Origin of the sequence: Mesorhizobium ciceri biovar biserrulae WSM1271 (genome assembly GCF_000185905.1) — a bacterium.
Classification (GTDB): Bacteria; Pseudomonadota; Alphaproteobacteria; order Rhizobiales; family Rhizobiaceae; genus Mesorhizobium; species Mesorhizobium ciceri.
Window position 1 is genome coordinate 3527161 of the sequence record NC_014923.1, and the last position, 16945, is coordinate 3544105.

Below are 16945 nucleotides of genomic sequence, written 5' to 3' on the forward strand. Positions count from 1 at the left end.
AGTGGGCCGAGCGGGAACGAACAGCCTGATGCAATCCTATGATGTCGTGATCATCGGCGCGGGTGCCGCCGGAATGATGTGCGCCGTGGAGGCGGCCAAGCGCGGCCGTTCTGTGCTGATCCTCGATCATGCGGCGGCGCCTGGCGAGAAGATCCGCATCTCCGGCGGGGGCCGGTGCAATTTCACCAACATCCATGCCAGCCCGAAGAATTTTCTGTCGGGCAATCCGCATTTCTGCATTTCGGCGCTCAGCCGCTATACGCAACGCGATTTCATCGCCCTCGTCGAACGCCACCGCATCGCCTATCACGAAAAGACGCTTGGGCAGTTGTTCTGCGACGGCTCCGCACGCCAGATCATCGACATGCTGGTCTCGGAAATGCAGGACAAGGGCGCCGAACTGGTGCTGTCGACCAGCGTTGAGGATGTCCGCAAAATCGTGGAGGGGTTTGTGCTCACTCTCTCCACGGGCACGATTAGCTGCCAGTCTCTGGTCGTGGCCTGCGGCGGCAAGTCGATCCCCAAGATGGGGGCGACCGGTTTCGGCTACGAGCTTGCCGAACGGTTTGGGCTTGCCATCGTCGAAACGCGGCCGGCGCTGGTGCCGCTGACCTTCGACGCAAACACGCTCGAACGGCTGGCGCCGCTGGCCGGCAACGCCGTCGACGCGGAAGTCGCCTGCGGCAAGACGCAGTTCTCCGAAGCGATGCTGTTCACGCATCGCGGCGTCAGCGGACCATCCATCCTGCAGATCTCGTCCTATTGGCGCGAGGGCGACGAAATCCGCATCGCCATGCTGCCGGGAGTTGATGTGGCGGACCTCATTCGTAGTGCCAAGCGCGGTAATGGGCGGCAGGCGGTGCAGACCGTGCTGGCAAATCACCTGCCGAAGCGGCTGGCGCAGTCGATCGCCGAACGCACCGGGATCGACGGCAACCTCGCCGATCTTGCGGACGCCCAGATCAAAACCATAGCTGCCGCAGTCAATGACTGGCGCATCAAGCCTGCCGGTTCTGAGGGCTACCGCACCGCCGAAGTGACACTGGGCGGGGTCGACACCAACCGGCTGGACCAGAAGACGATGCAGGCGAAGTCCGTGCCGGGCCTGTTTTTCATCGGCGAAGTCGTCGATGTCACGGGTTGGCTGGGCGGCTATAATTTCCAGTGGGCATGGTCGTCGGGCTGGGTGGCAGGCCAGGCAGCATAGACTTACTTCCGTGGCTCCGCCCCAGTAGCTGCCGGCGCCTTTTTCTTCTTTTTGGCCTTGTTGTAATCGATGGCGGCACGGACGAGCTCTTTCAAAGCGCTCTCATTGAGCGTGTCGCCCTTGAACACATCGATAGCCCGCCACACCTTGCCGCCAAAACCATTGTTGAACAGCCTGTCGGGATCCGGCAGGCTGGCGCCATGGGAAAAGGTCAGCTTCACCTTGTCCTTGTGGGCGTTGCCGACCACGATGTTGCCGTCGAGGCACCATACCGGGCTGCCCATCCACTTCCACTCCTCGATGATGTCCGGGTCGGCTGCAAGGATGGTCTTGCGGATGTCGGCGAGCGTCTCGCCGCGCCAGTCCGAGAGACCGGCGATCAGCTGGTCGATCTGTTGCGAGGGGGTCATTTGGTGTCTCCTGTGCGTCGACGCGTTCAACCGCTGCCTGTCACCAGCGCGCCAGTTGGGTAATCTGAACGAGGTTGCCGCAGCTGTCGTTCAGCTGGGCGATGGTTGAACCGGTCACCTCGGTCGGCGGCATGGTGAACGCGCCACCCTTCGCCTTGATGCGCTCGTAGTCGCCCTTGACGTCGTCGGTGAAAAACATGACCGCAGGCTGACCCTGCTGGAAGATGGCTTCCTGATAGGCTTTGGCGGCCGGGTTGTCGTTGAGCGCGAGCTGCAGTTCGGTTCCATCAGGCTCTTCAGCCGAGGTCACTGTCAGCCAGCGATAGGGCCCGTTGCTGAAATCGGCCTTCTTGGTGAAGCCCAGCACGTCGGTGTAGAAGCGCAATGCGTTTTCCTGGTTGTCCACATACACGCTGGTCAGCTTGATCTTCATCGCTCTTTCTCCTCTGTCGTATTCTTGCGTCTGTGGCCGCTACGGGGTCCAGCCGGGCAGGGCGGCGGCCTGCTTGATCCATTCCGCCATTTGCGCCTCGTCGAACCGGTCTTCGCGGATGTCGATCCAGCGCACATCCTTGCTCTTGGCCGTGCCGCCTGGTGGGATCGGTTGCAATGAGATGCCACTGAAAAAGGTCATCTTCACATAGTGGGTGAATACATGGAAACTCGCGAACCAGCCCTGGCCTTCGATGCCGTAGAAGGGTGAGTTCCATCGCACGGCCTTGCGGACGTCAGGCACGTTGCCCACGATGAGCGCGTCGAGGCGCTCGCCCAGGCCGCGCTTCCAGTCCGGCATCGCAGCGATATAGGCCTGCACCGGGGCGTCGCCGTCGCCCTTGGCGATTTGCGGGTTGCCGCCGGAGAGCAGCACTGGCGCAGCCTTGGCTTCGGTCGATTGTCCCTGCGTCTTGGCCACTCTGCCCCACTCCTACCCGCCGGCACGCTGCACGCCGCGTCCCTTGGCGGCATAGGGCAGCACGAACATGTACAGGCCGCTGAGCAGCAGCAGGAGGAGCGGCAGGAGCGGCGAGTAGACCACCCAGGCGGGAGGCTGCCTGAATGCCATGGTGGCGAAGTTGGCGATGACGGTCAGCGCAAAGATGATCGACAGCCAGCGATGCATTTGCCGAACCCACTTGTTCCAGTCCAATAGATCCTCCTGTCAAAACAGCCGGTGCGGACCACCGATCCGCACCTGCGGGTTTCAATCTATCCGCGCCAGGACCTGACTCAGATTTGCAAAGTACTGCCGCCACCCGCTCGTCGCGCCCCGATACGCCTGCTCCTGATCCGGCCGGAAGCCGGACTGTTCCATACGCAACCGGGTGCCTGTGCTGGTTGGCACGAGGGTCCAGGTGACGACACTCTCAAGGCCATAGGCCTGCCACGTGTAGGACAGTGTCTTGTTCAACTCGACGGCTGTTACCTGACAGTCCACAACGATGCTTACGTCAGGTTGCGGTTCCTTCCGCAGCTTGAAACGGTGGTCCACGACTGGCTTGAAGTCGTTCTTCATCAGCCATTCCTCGATCAGATGCGGTTGGGTCAGCGCGCGCCAGATTTTTTCCGGCGGATAGGGGATCTCACGTTCGACGATGACAGAGCGCGTTTCGGTCGCAATGTTGGTCATTGGTCCATTCTTTTGAGCAAATTTTCGAGATCGTCGAACCGGCTCTGCCAGAACGCGTTCATCTGGTTCGTCCAGTCGGTCAGTGGGGAAAGTGCTGCCAGTTGGGCGCTATAATGGGTCTGCCGTCCTTGATGGCGATCGCGCACCAGCCCGGCCTGCTTGAGCACGCCGAGATGCTTCGACACTGCAGGTTGAGAGACCCCCGACTGAGCCGTCAGGGCGCCGACCGTCTGCTCGCCTTGCCGGCACAGGCGCTCGAAGATCGCGCGACGCGTCGGATCGGAGAGCGTTCTGAAGAGGACATCGTGAGCGTTCGTCATCCGGGATCGATAACCCTGTGGCTATTGATTTACGTATAACTGTCGAGATATGGATATGTCAAGCGGGGGTGTTGGCGGTCCCGATCCGACGGTTTTCAAAAAAATCTTTCCATTGCCCCAAGGATTAGCCATTAGCCTTCGTCCAACAGGCAAATGATGGCGATGATGCTGGATGAGAGCGAAGCCTCCGACGCCGAACTGATCGGGCGGGCGAAGGGCGGAGACAGGAGGGCCTTCAGCACATTGCTGGAAAGGCACTATGACTTCGTCTATCGCGCCGCCTATCGCTGGTGCGGCAGGAAGGCCGATGCCGAAGACATCGCCCAGGAAGTCTGCGTCAGGCTGGGCAAAGCGATCCGCGACTATCGCGGCGGCGGCGCCTTCACCACATGGCTCTATTCCGTGACGATGAACGCCGCGCGCGACGTGATGAGAAAGTCCGCCCGCGAGACCGTGAAGACTGAGGCCTATGGCGTCCATGCACTGATCTCGGGCGAGGCGTCGGTCGAACCGGAAGACCCTGCCGAAGCGCTGTGGGCGGCCGTCCGGCGATTGCCGGACAAGCAGCGCGACGCGGTGCTGCTGGTCTATGGCGAAGGGTTGAGCCATGCGGCCGCGGCCGAGGCGATGACAATCTCGGAGACGACGGTTTCCTGGCACATCCATGAAGCGAAGAAACGGCTGAAGACGCTGATGCGCGCGGCCGGGGAAGTGTGACCATGGCTGACGACAACGAACTCAACAGACTGCGCGATATAGCGGCGCCGGCGCCCGCCAAGGATGCCAAGGCACGTGCTTTCGAAGCCGCCCTGCGTGCATACGATCAGGAAAATATTTCTGCCGTTACCCAAGGATCGGTTGGCGGGCTTCGTCTCACAGAGCGAGCACAAAAGCTCTGGAGCGAGATCATGCAAAAGAAACTCATTGCCACGCCGGTTCTTGCCGGGCTCGTCGCCCTGCCGATCGCCGGATACGCCACCTTCCATATGCTGAGGGAACAGCCGCCGAAATTCGGCGGCGACGAGAAAATCACCGAGACGCTGGCCGACAAGCCGGCGACCGTGAAGCCGACGCCCGCCGAGCCGAAGCCGGCTCGCAGCGAGCTGGAGAAAGACAAGAAGGCCGACGCCGATGTGGAAAGCCGCGACGCGGCCGATGCGCTTGTGGCGCCGGCCTCGCCGCAGAAATCCGAATCGACCGTTGCTTCCGGCGCGGCACAACAGAATGCACTGGAGCGCGGTGTGCTGGCCGAGCCTGCGCCACCGGCACCGACAGGCGAATTCGCATTGGATGGCGCCGTAAGTGCGCCCAGTACGTCGCGGGCCCGCATGCCGGCCGAGTCCAAGCTGATGGCGCCGCAGCAGCCGTCGACCTTGCCGGCCGACCAGATGCAGCCGCAACCGGAAAACCGCGACCGCATCGAGGATTTCAAGACCAATCCGGTGCATGCGGCACTCGAGGATCCGGTCTCGACCTTCTCGATCGACGTCGACACAGCCTCCTATTCCTTCGTGCGCAGCTCGCTGAAGCAGGGCACCCTGCCGCAGGTCGATACTGTTCGCGTCGAGGAGATGATCAACTACTTCCCCTATGACTGGAAGGGTCCGGAGTCGGCCTCGACACCATTCAACTCGACCGTCAGCGTCATGCCGACGCCGTGGAACACGCATACCAGGCTGATGCATGTCGCCATCAAGGGTTTTGACGTCAAGCCGACCGAGCAGCCGAAGGCCAATCTGGTCTTCCTGATCGATGTCTCGGGCTCGATGGACGAGCCGGACAAGCTGCCGCTGCTCAAATCGGCTTTTCGGCTGCTGGTCAGCAAGCTGAAGGCCGACGACACCATCTCGATCGTCACCTATGCGGGTGACGCCGGCACGGTCCTGGAGCCGACCAAGGCGTCCCAAAAGGACAAGATCCTCAGTGCCATCGACAATCTGACGCCCGGCGGCAGCACGGCCGGCGAGGCGGGCATCAAGGAAGCCTACAGGCTGGCGCAGAAATCCTTCGTCAAGGACGGCGTCAACCGGGTGATGCTCGCCACCGACGGCGACTTCAATGTCGGCCAGAGCGACGACGACGATCTGAAGCGGCTGATCGAAAAAGAGCGCAAGACCGGTGTCTTCCTGTCGGTGTTCGGCTTCGGCCGCGGCAATCTGAACGACCAGATGATGCAGACCATCGCCCAGAACGGCAACGGCACCGCCGCCTATATCGACACGCTGGCCGAAGCCGAGAAGGTGCTGGTCGAAGATGCATCGTCGACGCTGTTCACCATCGCCAAGGACGTCAAGATCCAGGTCGAGTTCAATCCGAACAAGGTCTCGGAATATCGCCTGATCGGCTACGAGACCCGCGCCTTGAACCGCGAGGATTTCAACAATGACCGCGTCGATGCCGGCGATATCGGCTCGGGCCATTCCGTCACCGCGATCTATGAAATCACGCCAAAGGGCAGCGGCGGCGAACAGATCGACGCGCTGCGTTATGGCCAGGCGTCGGTGGACAATGGCGGCGTTGCCAATGCGGACGAATATGCCTTCGTCAAGATCCGCTACAAGCTGCCGAATGAAGACGTCTCGAAGCTGATCACCACGCCGGTGACCTCGGCCAACGAGATCTCGTCTTTCGACCAGGCCAGCACCGACCAGCGCTTCTCCGTCGCGGTCGCCGCCTTCGGCCAGAAGCTGCGCGACGAGGATGCGACCGCGAAGTTCGGTTACGACAAGATCATGGAGATCGCCACTGCCGCTCGAGGAGCCGACCCGTTTGGGTACAGGTCCGAGTTCCTCTCGCTTGTGCGCCTTGCCTCGGCGCTGGGCGGTAATCGGTAGTGGTGATGACGGCCGGTTCTTTCAGATGGGATCGTTCTGACAGGGGAAACCGACCGCGGGCGGGTGAGGCATGCCGGCGAGGGGTTCATTCCCTTGCCGGCCTTTTTTCGGAGAATCTCCAGGTCGTTAAATTGCGCGGCATTTCCGGTAGCGGATCGCAACCCCCTGCTTGTTACGCAGGACAGGTGTACCGGGCTTGAGGGAGCCGAAATTGCAGATCAGGACTATCGCCAACCCGACACCGCCGGCACGAGATGCTTCGGCGGTTTCATCGGTCCCATCATCGGAATCCAGGCGTATCAGTGACGATGTCGCGCAGGCGCGCCACACCGCCATGTCGGCGCTGACCAACGACCGCTTCCGCATCATGCTGGAGCAGATAACCGATCCGGTTTCATACGGCGCGCTGATGACGATGCACAGCGACAATGTGGTCGACTTCAAGTCGGCGCAGTCGAGCTACGCCGACAACAGCGAATAATCGAAACCGATAAGCTCAGGCCCGGCTGCGGCGGCGCTCGCGGCGGGCTTCGCTGGTCTCGGCGGTATTTTCCGTCGCCACCTTGTTGCGCATCGGGCCGATGCGCTCGACGATCGCGGCAACCGTCGGACGGTCCGCCTTGGTGTGCGCGTCGAGCGCCTTGCGCATGGCGGCAAGGTGCTGGAACGAGGTGCCGCAGCAGCCGCCGATTATTTTGGCGCCGCCATCGACGGCGAGCCTGACATAGTCGGCCATCAGTTCGGGTGTGCCGGAATAATGGATTTCGGTGCCGCGGAATTCGGGAATGCCGCAATTGCCCTTGACGATCACCGTTGCCTCCGGCTTCGCCTCGGTCATGTCGAGCAGCGAGGCCAGGATGTCAGACGCGCCGACGCCGCAATTGGCGCCAACGCCAAGCGGCGCCGCCGACAGCCCGTCGGTGACGCCGTGGATATCCCTGGGTAGCAGGCCCATCATGGTGCGGCCGGCGGTGTCGAAGGAACCGGTATAGGTGTAGGGCAGGCCGACGCGGATGGCAGCCTCGGCGGCGGCGCGGATCTCGTCGGGAGCAGACATCGTCTCGATCCAGGCGACTTCGGCGCCGCCTTCCTTGAGACCCTCGATCTGCTCGGCGAAGGCGTCGACCGCCTCGTCATAGGTCATGGCGCCAAGCGGCACCAGCAATTCGCCGGTCGGTCCGACCGAACCGGCGACGATCACCTTGCGGCCAGCTCTGTCGGCGACGGCGCGCGCGATCTCGGCGGCGCGCTGGTTCAGCGCATGCACGCGATCCTGCGCATGATGCAGCTTCAGCCGGTGGCGGGTGCCGCCGAACGAGTTGGTGAGGATGATGTCGGCCCCGGCATCGACGAAATTCTGATGCAGGCTGGTGATGGTGTCGGGCGCCGTCTCGTTGAGCAGCTCGGGCGCCTCGCCGGCTTCCAGCCCCATGGCGAACAGGTTTGTGCCGGTGGCGCCATCGGCCAGCAGCACGCCCTTTTCGGCCAGCAGAGCATCGATCGGGTTGGTGGTCGTCATCGGATTGGCTTTCATGTTTCGAAGTCGAATAAGGATATAAAGAAGTCTTTATGTGTAGTCAATGGAATGGCGGCAACGCGGCCACCAATGCGGAGGCCGGTTTCCGTCCGAAGGATCATTGTTGCCGAAGATCAGACAGTGCCTGTTGGGAACGACATGCCGGCCAGTCTGTGCGCGAAGCCGGACGCCTCGTGCGCATTGATGTCGGCGGCCCGGATCAGATTGTCGAAGTGCTGGATCAGCGTCTGGATCGGCTGAGTGGCGTTGAGCACCAGATACATGTCGCCGACATAGATGGCGGCGCGATAGGGTCCGAAGATGGTGTAGGGGATCGAATAGCGCATGCGCCCGTCATAGAGAAACAGCCGGAAGGTCGGATAGAGGTCGTCGAGCAGCGTCGCCATGTGCAGCAGCTGCGCGCGCCGGTCGGCTTCGGGGAAACGGTCCCAGACACCCAGCCCGCGGGCAAATATCTCCAGCGTGTGGCGCGGCATGCAGACTTCCATGTCGGTCTCAGGCCGCCTGTTGTAGTCGATGCGGTATTGCGTTTCGCCGGCCTGCGCCAGGCGGCTCTTGTTGGCGATGCCGGCTTCGTAGTCGACCAGCGCTTCGGTGCGCAGAAGATCGGGAATGCCGGCAGGCACGTAGCGGATCTTGGTGCCTGCCGCCTCGGCATGCCATTTGGCCAACAGCGTGCGGTCGAAACCATCCGGTGCCTCTTCGATCTCCAGGCTTTCGCGGATTTCGCCGGTGAGACCTTCGTCCTGGCTGAGGCCGAGGAGCCAATCGAGCGACACCTTGAACTCGGCGGCGATGTTGAGCAGTGTTTCGGCGCGGGGCAGGCGCGTCGAGGCGCCCGACAGCAGTTGCGACAGCGCCGAGCGGTCGATGCCGACCGCGGTTGCGAAGGCCGACTGGTTCAGGTCGGAGCGTGTCAAGAGCATTTTCAGTCGCTCGCGGAAGATCGTCGACAGGTCGCGCTTGTCCATGTCCGTGCTCCACCTGGATTGAGGAAAAATTTGCGCCGGAACCGCTCCTAGGGTGGCGTTAGGCGTAAATGAATCCCTAAGTCTGTTTACAATGTATAACATGTGCGGTCAAAAATGCGCAATCGCAACAGTTTGTGCACTTTGTCTCGTTGAGTGGAATCATTTCTCCTGACACAATGCTGTCAGGAATCAATTGGGATTCCGGCGACTGAGGGGCAGTGGTCGATAGCATGACGAGCAAGAGCATCAGGCGACACAGCGTACGGGCCATTGAGTGGCCAACCGTGGTACTCGCCTTCTTCTGCTACGCGACATGGCTCGCCACCGGTTTCCTGCTCTGGCCTTCCTATCCCGTCCTGGCGCTCGCCGTCCTCGCCTTCACCGCCGCATTGCAGTCGTCGATCATGCACGAAGTGCTGCACGGGCATCCGACGCGCAACGCGCGGGTCAACGAAGCCTTCGTGTTTCTGCCGATCGGTCTGGTCTGGCCGTTCCGCCGCTTCAAGACCATTCATCTGCGTCACCACGCCGACGAGCGGCTGACCGACCCGCTCGATGACCCGGAAAGCTATTATCAGGCGCTCTGGCAGCATGACGAGCTGCCGCCGACGATGAAATTCCTGCTCAAGATCAACAACACCATGGCAGGCCGCTTCGTGCTCGGCCCGTGGCTGTCCTGCGTCGGCTTCTTCATCGACGATGCCAAGCAGGTGATCGCCGGCGACAAGCCGATCCGCAAGGCCTGGCTGCTGCATGCGATCGGCCTGGCCGTCGTGCTGCCGATCGTTCAGTTCGGCTTCGGCATCCCGCTGTGGCTTTACATTCTGGTGCCGGTCTGGCTCGGCCAGTCGCTGATCTCGATCCGTACGTTCGCCGAGCATCAATGGTCGGAACATCCGGAAGGCCGTACGGTGATCGTCGAGCGCTCGCCGCTGTCGTTCCTGTTCCTCAACAACAATCTGCATTTCGTCCATCACAAGACCCCGACCGTGGCCTGGTACAAGCTGCCCAAGCTGTTTCGCGACCGCCGTGAGGAATGGCTGCGGATGAACAATGGCTATGCCTATCCGAATTATTTCGCGCTGGTCAAAGCCTATGCGTTCAAGGCGAAAGAGCCGATCGTGCACCCGGTGCTGCGGCGTGCGCCTGAGCCGGGCAGGGCCTTCAAGCCGCGCATCAGGGCGCGCAGCATCAGCGGGCTCGGCAGTGCGCCGGTTCCCGCCGAGCCGCCCAAGGAATAATTCCGGCCTACCCGGAATCCGTGTCGGCCAATTCTGATTGGACGCCGCGTTTTCGCGATCCTTTTTCCAGACATGATGATTTGATATCGGCATGAGTGAATTGGTTGCGGCGTTGCCGATGTATGATTGGCCCGAAATGCGCGATGAGGTCGACGCGCAATGGGTGCTGCTGCGCGATGCGTTTCGGCAAAAGGGGATCGACGCGCCGGAAGCCATCGTGCGGCGCAATGGCGACCTGCCGCCGGTGCCGGGCGGAATTCGCGATGCTGCCGGTGCATTGATCGCACCCGATCCCGCGACATTGCCGCCGGATGAACTCGATTTCCATAGATTGTGGCTGCATCCTTTGCTGCTGTTCGCGCAGACCTGCTGGGGGCCGATGGAACTTGGCCTGTCCAGGCATGTGCAGGTGGTCGGCCAGCCGAGCTATGACGCCTATGAAGGCGGGCAGGGCGAGCTCTATTCGAGCGCTCTGGTGATGCGGATAGGCGAGGGACCGGAAGTTCGATCGCCTGCGGATGGCAGCGCTCTCATCCCGCTCGATCTGATCCGCGGCAAGCGCTTCACCTTCAACAGCCTCGATTCCATGTCGGGCATCATTGCGCTGACGCGCGACCTGCGAGCGGCCGACGAAGGCTTGGACATCTTTTCGTCGCGTAGCGAGAGCGGCGGTCACCGCGCTTCAATCGTCGCCATTGCCGAGGGCTGGGCCGATGTTGCAGCGATCGACTGCGAAAGCTGGGCGCTGGCGCAGCGCTTCGAGCCAGCAGCGCGGAAAGTCGCGATCGTCGGCTGGACCGGACGGCGCAAAGGCCTGCCGTTCATCACGGCGAGGGCAACGCCGGAAAAGACAGTCAGGGCAATGCGAGAAGCGCTTGCCGGACTAACCGAGCAGCCTCGTATCCAGCGGGTAGGTTGAGAGCTGTTCGTTGCCGGTCTCGGTGATCAGGATCTGCTCTTCGAGCTTGACGCCTTCGCGCCCGCCAAGCCGGCCGATATAGCTTTCCACGCACAGCACCATGCCAGGTTCCAGCACGCCGTCCGGCGTGTCCGATGTCCAGTCGCTGGCATGCGGCAAGGTAGGGTATTCATCGGCCAGACCGACGCCGTGATAGAGCACGCCGTAGCGCGTCGGGAAGCAGTCACCCGGCGGCACCGCCGAGGCTTCGACGAGGTCGCGAAACGAGATGCCTGGCTGCATCAGAGCCGTGTTGTGTTCGATCTGGTCGGCGGCGATGCGGAACAGGGCGCGCTGTTCATTCGACGGGTTTGCATCACCGCACAGCCAGGTGCGCGACAGGTCGGCGCAGAAGCCGTAGGGGCCGATCAGGTCGGTGTCGAAGGCGACGAGATCGCCAGCCTCGATCTTTCGCGAAGAGCATTCCTGGAACCACGGATTGGTGCGCGGGCCTGACGTCAGCAGTCGCGTCTCGATCCACTCGCCGCCGCGCGCGATGTTGCCACGATGCAATTCCGCCCATAGCTCGTTCTCGGAAATGCCCGGCTTCAGCGCCAGTTCCATCTCGCCCATCGCCGCTTCGCAAGCGACAATCGCCCGGCGCATGGCGAGGATTTCGTCCGGCGATTTGATCAGCCGCGCGTTCTCCATCACTGCTTCGCCATTGCCGATGGAAATGCCGAGGCGAGCCAGCTCCTCGACGCCTTCGGGATTGATGTGGTCGACGGCGATGCGGCTGTTGCCGCTACCATGTTCCCTGACCAAATCGGCTATTCCGGCGGCCCAACGGCGGACCTTTTGCTCGGTCAGCTCACCGCCATAGAGATACATCCACGACATCGCCGGCCGCACCTCGTTGACGACGCCAGAATGGTCGGACAGGTGCTCGCAGGAAAAATAGTCGAACAGCACCACCGGCCCCTCGGTGGCGACAAAACAATGCCGCGTCGGATTGTGCGCCACCCAAAGCTGCATGTTGGTGCTGTCGGTGGCGTAGCGGATGTTGACGGGGTCGTAGAGCAGGGCGCCGGCATAGCCGCGCCGCTTCAGCTCGGCGCGGATACGCTCCAGCCGGTATTTTCGCATCGCCGCCAGGTCGGGCGCGGCAATGCCTGCCGCCGCCCACTCAGCCTCGGCCTGCGGGCCATAGCCCAGCACATGCTGGTTGAGCGAACCCGCCTTCTGGCGGGAGGCGTCGCGCAAAGCTTCGATCGAGCCCGGCTCGAACGGCATGATCTTGCGGTGGCAGCCAAAGCTGCCCTTCGGCCCCGCGCTGTCCATCGTCGAACCTCAGGTCCGCATCTTCTCGCCGCTCGGATCGAAGGGCGCTTCGACATTGATGCGGGCCGGGCGCCGGTGACCGAGGATCTCGATCTCGAACAGCCCGGCACTTTCGTCCTCGGCAAGCGCTGCGGGGATGTAGCCCTGCGCCATCGACTTCTGCACATAATGCGCATAGCCGCCCGACGTGACCCAGCCGACCACGCGCCAGTCGCCGTCGACGATGCCGCGCACGGCGGATGCGCCTTCGGCAGCCTTGGAGCCACGTATTTCCTTGCCGCCCTTGTCGAAGCGCGGCGCGCCATAGCCATGCGGCTTTTCCACCGTGCCGTAGTCCTTGCTGACCTTGGCCCAGATCGGCTCGTCGCCCATGACATCGGCATCGGTGGCATCGACGATGAAGGAGACGCGGCGCAGCTTTGGCCCCTCGGCCTGTTCCTTGGCGGCGGCCTCGCGGCCGATGAAGTCATTCTTCTCGAGCTTGATGAAGCGGTCCATCGCGCCCTCGAACGGTCCATAGATCGGCCGCAACTCGCGGAACCAGGTCGGAAAGTTCTTTTCGAGGCGCATGGAGAGCAGAGCGCGCATGCCGAAATCGACAAGGCCGAATTCCTCGCCGGCGTCCTTAATTGCTTTGTAAACCAGGCGTTCGTAGGCCGGCGCCATCCAGATTTCATAGCCGAGGTCGCCGGTGTAGGTGATGCGGTTGACCATGCAGGGCGCCCCGCCAACAGCCATCTCGCGGAAATCCATGAAACGGAAGGCTTTTGTCGAGACGTCGACATCGACCAGTTTCTGCAGCAGGTCCCGTGATTTCGGCCCGGCGATCGACAGGCCGACCAGCGTCTGGTCGAAGCGGTGGATGCGCACCGTTCCGTCCTTCGGCAGGTGCTTCTCGAACCAGCGCATGTGGTATTTCTGCGCCGCCGAAGAGCCCCAGATCATGAAGCGGTCTTCTGCCGCCTTGGCGATGGTGAAGTCGCCGATCAGCTTGCCGAACTCGTTGAGCATCGGCGTCAGCACGATGCGGCGGGTCTTCGGCATGCGGTTGGTCATCAGCCGGTTGAGGAAATCCTCGGCCGCGGGTCCCGAGACTTCGTATTTGGCAAAATTGGCGATCTCGGTGACGCCGACGCGCTCACGCGTGGCGCGCACTTCCTCGCCGATGGGCCCAAAATCGTTGGAGCGATGGAAGGAGACGATATCCCTGGGTTCCTTGCCTTCAGGTGCGAACCAGAGCGGGGTTTCGAGGCCCCAGCTGTCGCCCATGACGGCGTTGTTGGCCAGCATCGTGTCGTAGAGCGGCGTCGTCTGCGCCGGACGTGCCGCCGGCAGTTCCTCATTGGGGAAGCGGATGGAGAAGCGGCGCGAATAGTTTTCCCGCACCTTGGCGTTGGTGTACCGCAGGCCGGCCCATTCACCGAAGCGTGTAACATCCATGCCCCAGACATCGAAGCCAGGATCGCCATGCACCATCCAGTTCGACAGCGCCAGACCGACGCCGCCGCCTTGGCTGAAGCCGGCCATCACGGCGCAGGCGCACCAGAAATTGGTCAGGCCCTGCACCGGGCCGACCAGCGGGTTGCCGTCCAGCGCGAAGGTGAAGGGGCCGTTGATGATCTGCTTGATGCCGGCCTTCTCGATGCCGGGGAAATGCTTGAAGCCTATTTCCAGCGACGGCGCGATGCGGTCGAGGTCCGGCGGCAGCAATTCGTGGCCGAAATCCCATGGCGTGTTGACCGGCGACCACGGCTTGCAGGCCTTCTCGTAGGTGCCGAGCAGGATGCCGTTGCGCTCCTGGCGGGTGTAGATCTCGCCCTTGAAGTCGAGCACGCCGATCATTTCGCGGCCGGTCGATTTGTTGAACTCCTCGACCTCCGGCATCGGCTCGGTGAGCAGATACATGTGCTCCATGGCAAGAACCGGCAGCTCGACGCCGACCATGCGGCCGATCTCGCGCGCCCACAGGCCGCCGCAATTGACGACATGCTCGGCCTTCACCGTGCCCTGTTCGGTGACGACATTCCAGGTGCCGTCGACCTCCTGCGTCAATTCCACGACGCGGTTGCGCAGCACGATCTCGGCGCCGAGTTTTTTCGCCGCCTTTGAATAGGCGATGGTGGTGCCGGACGGGTCGAGATGGCCTTCGACCGGATCCCACATGGCGCCGACGAAATTGGTCTCGTCCATCAGCGGGAACATCGCCTTGGCTTCGGAAGGGGTGATCAGCTCTGTGTCCATGCCGAGATACCGGCCCTTGGCGTGGGCAAGGCGCAGGAAGTCCATGCGCTCGGGCGTATCGGCCATCATCACGCCGCCGGTCAAATGCAGCGAGCAGGACTGGCCGGATATCTCCTCGATCTCCTTGTAGAGCTGCACCGTATAGGCCTGCAGCTTGGCGACGTTGGGGTCGCCGTTCAGCGTGTGGAAGCCGCCCGCCGCGTGCCAGGACGAGCCGGATGTGAGTTCAGAGCGCTCGATCAGCATGATGTCGGTCCAGCCGGCTTTGGCCAGGTGGTAGAGAACCGAGCAGCCGACGACGCCGCCGCCGATGACAACCGCTTTTACGTGAGATTTCATCTGGATAGGTCCGCTTTTGGAGAGATTGAATCGGGGGAGTGGGGCGTGCCTGTTTCGCGACGGCTGCGTGTTTCGTGAATGGCTTCCCCCACTCCGTCGCTGCTTCGCAGCGCCACCTCTCTCCCCTCCGGAGGGAGAGGAAGGGCGCTAGCCGGTATAAGCTCGCGCCCTTCCTCTACCCCGTGGATCGGGGGAGAGGTGGCGAGCGCAGCTCGACGGAGTGGGGGTCGACCGTTCATCAACAATACTGCCGATCAAAAATCGGTCGGCGCGCCGCCTTCGGACCGGCGCTTGGCGACGAAGGCGTTGAGTTCCTCGCGGATGGCCGGGTCCATGTAAGGCTCCTCATAGGACGCCAGCCGCTCCTTCCAGACCTTGTTGGCCTTTTCGAGCGCCGTCGGTGAGCCGGCTTCCGCCCAGGTCTCGTAATTGCGCCAGTCGGAGAGGATCGGCGAGTAGAAGGCGGTCTTGTAGCGGTCCTGCGTGTGCTGGGTGCCGAAGAAATGGCCCCCGGGGCCGACCGACTGGATGGCGTCGAAGCCGAGTGCCTCTTCGGAAAGGTCGAGCGGGGTCAGGAATTCGGCCACCATCTGCAGCAGGTCAATGTCCAGAATGGTCTTCTCGTAGGAGCAGCGCAGGCCGCCTTCGAGCCAGCCGGCGGCATGCATCATCAGGTTGCCGCCGCCCTGGATGGCGCCCCACAACGAGAACACGCTTTCATAAGCCGCCTGCGCGTCGACCGTGTTGGCGGCGCAGGTGTTGGAGGTGCGGTAGGGGATGTTGTAGCGGCGGGCAAGCTGGCCGCCGACGAGCTGCGCCTTCATGTATTCCGGCGTGCCGAACGCCGGTGAACCGGACTTCATGTCGACATTGGAGGTGAAGCCGCCATATCCGACGGGGGCGCCCTTGCGCACCATCTGGGCGAAGGCAATGCCGGCAAGCGCCTCCGCGTTCTGCTGCACCAGTGCGCCGGCGATGGTGACAGGCGCCATCGCACCCGACAGGGTGAACGGCGTCACGACGACGACCTGGCCCTTGCTCGACATCTGGATGATGCCTTCCATCATCGGCACATCGAGTTTCAGCGGCGAATTCGTGTTGATGATGGTGAAGACGGACGGCTCTTCGAGCATCTGCTCGTGGCTGATGCCGCGCGCGATCCTGGCGATCTCGATGCCGTCGACATTGCGTTCCTTGCCGAGCGAATAGATGTGGAACACCTTGTCGGTGAGCACACTGAGATCGCGGATGCATTCGAGATGGCGGACGGATGGATGGATATCGGTCGGCTCGACCGGGTAGCCGCCCGTGCAGTTCAGAATGTTGTGCATCTGCGCGAGCTTGAGGAAGTTGCGGTAGTCCTGCTGGTTGCCGGGCCGGCGGCCGCGATCGATGTCGGAGCAATTGGGCGCCGACGCCATCATCGAGACGATCACATTGTTGCCGCCGAAGCGCACATTGTGCGCAGGATTGCGGGCATGGATGGTGAATTCCGACGGGCAGTGCGACACCAGGTCGAGGATCATGTCGCTGTCGAAGCGCACCCGCTCTGAGCCGTCACGCACGTCGGCGCCATGCGCCTTCATGATGCTGCGGGCCTCGTCATGCAGCACGTCGACGCCGATTTCCCGCAGCACGCGCAGGGAAGCGAGGTGAATCGATTCCAGCTCGTCGTCGGAGACCAGCCTGGTTGGCGCCAGAGGGTTCTTCAACTGGCGAAAAGCCGGCTGCTCGAACGCGGCCGAGCCGCCGGCGCGCTTTCCAGCGCGGCCGCCGCGACGGGCGCGGTCGGTGGCCAATGCCGGTTCTGAGGGTTGTAGGGCGACGGTCATGATGGTCCTCGTAGGATGCGATAGCGGGCGGCATAATGGACCGGCGGCTGTCCGGCCATTGCGGAGGCGACGACCACTAGGGCGAGGGAAGCGACATGCCGGAACGGCAGGTGCCCGGCCGCGACATCGGCGTGATTAGGTTGCCGC

General features: G+C 62.6%; 17 protein-coding genes. 6 read left to right on the forward strand and 11 right to left on the reverse strand.

Features of this window, described 5'->3' with window-relative positions:
• Positions 1–28: 28 nt before the first annotated feature.
• Positions 29–1207: a BaiN/RdsA family NAD(P)/FAD-dependent oxidoreductase gene (locus tag MESCI_RS17000; protein ID WP_013531181.1), complete on the forward strand. Its 1179-nt coding sequence runs from the start codon at positions 29–31 to the stop codon at positions 1205–1207.
• Positions 1208–1209: 2 nt separating this feature from the next.
• On the opposite strand, the gene MESCI_RS17005 is transcribed toward MESCI_RS17000, so the two are convergent.
• The 6 genes from MESCI_RS17005 to MESCI_RS17030 are packed head-to-tail and all read right to left on the reverse strand — an operon-like array spanning position 1210 to position 3564.
• A complete protein-coding gene (locus tag MESCI_RS17005) occupies positions 1210–1617 on the reverse strand; it encodes a DUF1801 domain-containing protein (RefSeq protein ID WP_013531182.1) in 408 nt (135 codons plus the stop codon).
• A 40-nt stretch (positions 1618–1657) separates the two neighbouring features.
• Entirely contained in the window at positions 1658–2050 is a 393-nt protein-coding gene (locus MESCI_RS17010) for a VOC family protein (protein ID WP_013531183.1), read from the reverse strand.
• Positions 2051–2089: 39 nt separating this feature from the next.
• Positions 2090–2530 carry a DUF1801 domain-containing protein gene (locus tag MESCI_RS17015; protein WP_013531184.1) on the reverse strand — a complete coding sequence of 147 codons (441 nt, stop codon included), beginning with the start codon at positions 2528–2530 and terminating at the stop codon, positions 2090–2092.
• Positions 2531–2542: 12 nt separating this feature from the next.
• Positions 2543–2764, reverse strand: a complete 222-nt coding sequence (locus tag MESCI_RS17020) for a hypothetical protein (protein ID WP_013531185.1) — start codon at positions 2762–2764, stop codon at positions 2543–2545.
• 54 nt (positions 2765–2818) lie between these two features.
• Positions 2819–3244 carry an SRPBCC family protein gene (locus MESCI_RS17025; protein ID WP_013531186.1) on the reverse strand — a complete coding sequence of 142 codons (426 nt, stop codon included), beginning with the start codon at positions 3242–3244 and terminating at the stop codon, positions 2819–2821.
• Positions 3241–3564, reverse strand: coding sequence for an ArsR/SmtB family transcription factor (locus tag MESCI_RS17030; RefSeq protein ID WP_013531187.1), 324 nt, complete (start codon positions 3562–3564; stop codon positions 3241–3243). Before MESCI_RS17030 ends, MESCI_RS17025 begins: the two co-directional genes overlap by 4 nt.
• 156 nt (positions 3565–3720) lie before the next feature.
• On the opposite strand from MESCI_RS17030, the gene MESCI_RS17035 reads away from it, so the two are divergent.
• The 3 genes from MESCI_RS17035 to MESCI_RS17045 all read left to right on the forward strand — a co-directional run bounded on the left by MESCI_RS17035 (position 3721) and on the right by MESCI_RS17045 (position 6879).
• On the forward strand, positions 3721–4281 hold the full coding sequence (locus MESCI_RS17035; protein ID WP_013531188.1) for an RNA polymerase sigma factor: 561 nt from the start codon (positions 3721–3723) through the stop codon (positions 4279–4281).
• 2 nt (positions 4282–4283) lie between these two features.
• Positions 4284–6398: a vWA domain-containing protein gene (locus MESCI_RS17040; RefSeq protein ID WP_013531189.1), complete on the forward strand. Its 2115-nt coding sequence runs from the start codon at positions 4284–4286 to the stop codon at positions 6396–6398.
• A gap of 211 nt (positions 6399–6609) precedes the next feature.
• Positions 6610–6879, forward strand: coding sequence for a hypothetical protein (locus MESCI_RS17045; RefSeq protein ID WP_164919920.1), 270 nt, complete (start codon positions 6610–6612; stop codon positions 6877–6879).
• Between the two features lie 15 nt (positions 6880–6894).
• Here MESCI_RS17045 and bmt read toward each other — a convergent pair whose 3' ends face one another.
• Positions 6895–7917, reverse strand: coding sequence for a betaine--homocysteine S-methyltransferase (gene bmt / locus MESCI_RS17050; protein ID WP_164920045.1), 1023 nt, complete (start codon positions 7915–7917; stop codon positions 6895–6897).
• A gap of 131 nt (positions 7918–8048) precedes the next feature.
• On the reverse strand, positions 8049–8906 hold the full coding sequence (locus tag MESCI_RS17055; protein ID WP_013531192.1) for a helix-turn-helix domain-containing protein: 858 nt from the start codon (positions 8904–8906) through the stop codon (positions 8049–8051).
• A 230-nt stretch (positions 8907–9136) separates the two neighbouring features.
• Between MESCI_RS17055 and MESCI_RS17060 the strand changes: the two genes are divergently transcribed.
• Together MESCI_RS17060 and MESCI_RS17065 are read left to right on the forward strand one after the other, a co-directional pair.
• Positions 9137–10147 (forward strand): fatty acid desaturase, encoded by a 1011-nt coding sequence (locus tag MESCI_RS17060; RefSeq protein WP_024501297.1) that lies wholly within the window; start codon positions 9137–9139, stop codon positions 10145–10147.
• A gap of 91 nt (positions 10148–10238) precedes the next feature.
• Positions 10239–11066, forward strand: coding sequence for a phosphate/phosphite/phosphonate ABC transporter substrate-binding protein (locus MESCI_RS17065; RefSeq protein ID WP_013531194.1), 828 nt, complete (start codon positions 10239–10241; stop codon positions 11064–11066).
• Here the strand turns inward: MESCI_RS17065 and MESCI_RS17070 are convergent.
• The 3 genes from MESCI_RS17070 to MESCI_RS17080 all read right to left on the reverse strand — a co-directional run bounded on the left by MESCI_RS17070 (position 11031) and on the right by MESCI_RS17080 (position 16798).
• Entirely contained in the window at positions 11031–12386 is a 1356-nt protein-coding gene (locus tag MESCI_RS17070) for a M24 family metallopeptidase (protein WP_013531195.1), read from the reverse strand. The two genes, MESCI_RS17065 and MESCI_RS17070, sit on opposite strands and share 36 nt — an antisense overlap.
• 9 nt (positions 12387–12395) lie before the next feature.
• Positions 12396–14966 carry a GcvT family protein gene (locus MESCI_RS17075; RefSeq protein ID WP_013531196.1) on the reverse strand — a complete coding sequence of 857 codons (2571 nt, stop codon included), beginning with the start codon at positions 14964–14966 and terminating at the stop codon, positions 12396–12398.
• Between the two features lie 254 nt (positions 14967–15220).
• Entirely contained in the window at positions 15221–16798 is a 1578-nt protein-coding gene (locus MESCI_RS17080) for a trimethylamine methyltransferase family protein (RefSeq protein WP_013531197.1), read from the reverse strand.
• Positions 16799–16945: the final 147 nt, after the last annotated feature.

Coding starts and splice junctions, on each gene's coding strand:
- MESCI_RS17055 (WP_013531192.1), bottom strand. CDS start 8,906: ATGGACAAGCGCGACCTGTCGACGATCTTCCGCGAGCGACTGAAAATG.
- MESCI_RS17025 (WP_013531186.1), bottom strand. CDS start 3,244: ATGACCAACATTGCGACCGAAACGCGCTCTGTCATCGTCGAACGTGAG.
- MESCI_RS17065 (WP_013531194.1), top strand. CDS start 10,239: ATGAGTGAATTGGTTGCGGCGTTGCCGATGTATGATTGGCCCGAAATG.
- MESCI_RS17075 (WP_013531196.1), bottom strand. CDS start 14,966: ATGAAATCTCACGTAAAAGCGGTTGTCATCGGCGGCGGCGTCGTCGGC.
- MESCI_RS17060 (WP_024501297.1), top strand. CDS start 9,137: ATGACGAGCAAGAGCATCAGGCGACACAGCGTACGGGCCATTGAGTGG.
- MESCI_RS17035 (WP_013531188.1), top strand. CDS start 3,721: ATGGCGATGATGCTGGATGAGAGCGAAGCCTCCGACGCCGAACTGATC.
- MESCI_RS17070 (WP_013531195.1), bottom strand. CDS start 12,386: ATGGACAGCGCGGGGCCGAAGGGCAGCTTTGGCTGCCACCGCAAGATC.
- MESCI_RS17080 (WP_013531197.1), bottom strand. CDS start 16,798: ATGACCGTCGCCCTACAACCCTCAGAACCGGCATTGGCCACCGACCGC.
- MESCI_RS17005 (WP_013531182.1), bottom strand. CDS start 1,617: ATGACCCCCTCGCAACAGATCGACCAGCTGATCGCCGGTCTCTCGGAC.
- MESCI_RS17040 (WP_013531189.1), top strand. CDS start 4,284: ATGGCTGACGACAACGAACTCAACAGACTGCGCGATATAGCGGCGCCG.
- bmt (WP_164920045.1), bottom strand. CDS start 7,917: ATGACGACCACCAACCCGATCGATGCTCTGCTGGCCGAAAAGGGCGTG.
- MESCI_RS17010 (WP_013531183.1), bottom strand. CDS start 2,050: ATGAAGATCAAGCTGACCAGCGTGTATGTGGACAACCAGGAAAACGCA.
- MESCI_RS17000 (WP_013531181.1), top strand. CDS start 29: ATGCAATCCTATGATGTCGTGATCATCGGCGCGGGTGCCGCCGGAATG.
- MESCI_RS17030 (WP_013531187.1), bottom strand. CDS start 3,564: ATGACGAACGCTCACGATGTCCTCTTCAGAACGCTCTCCGATCCGACG.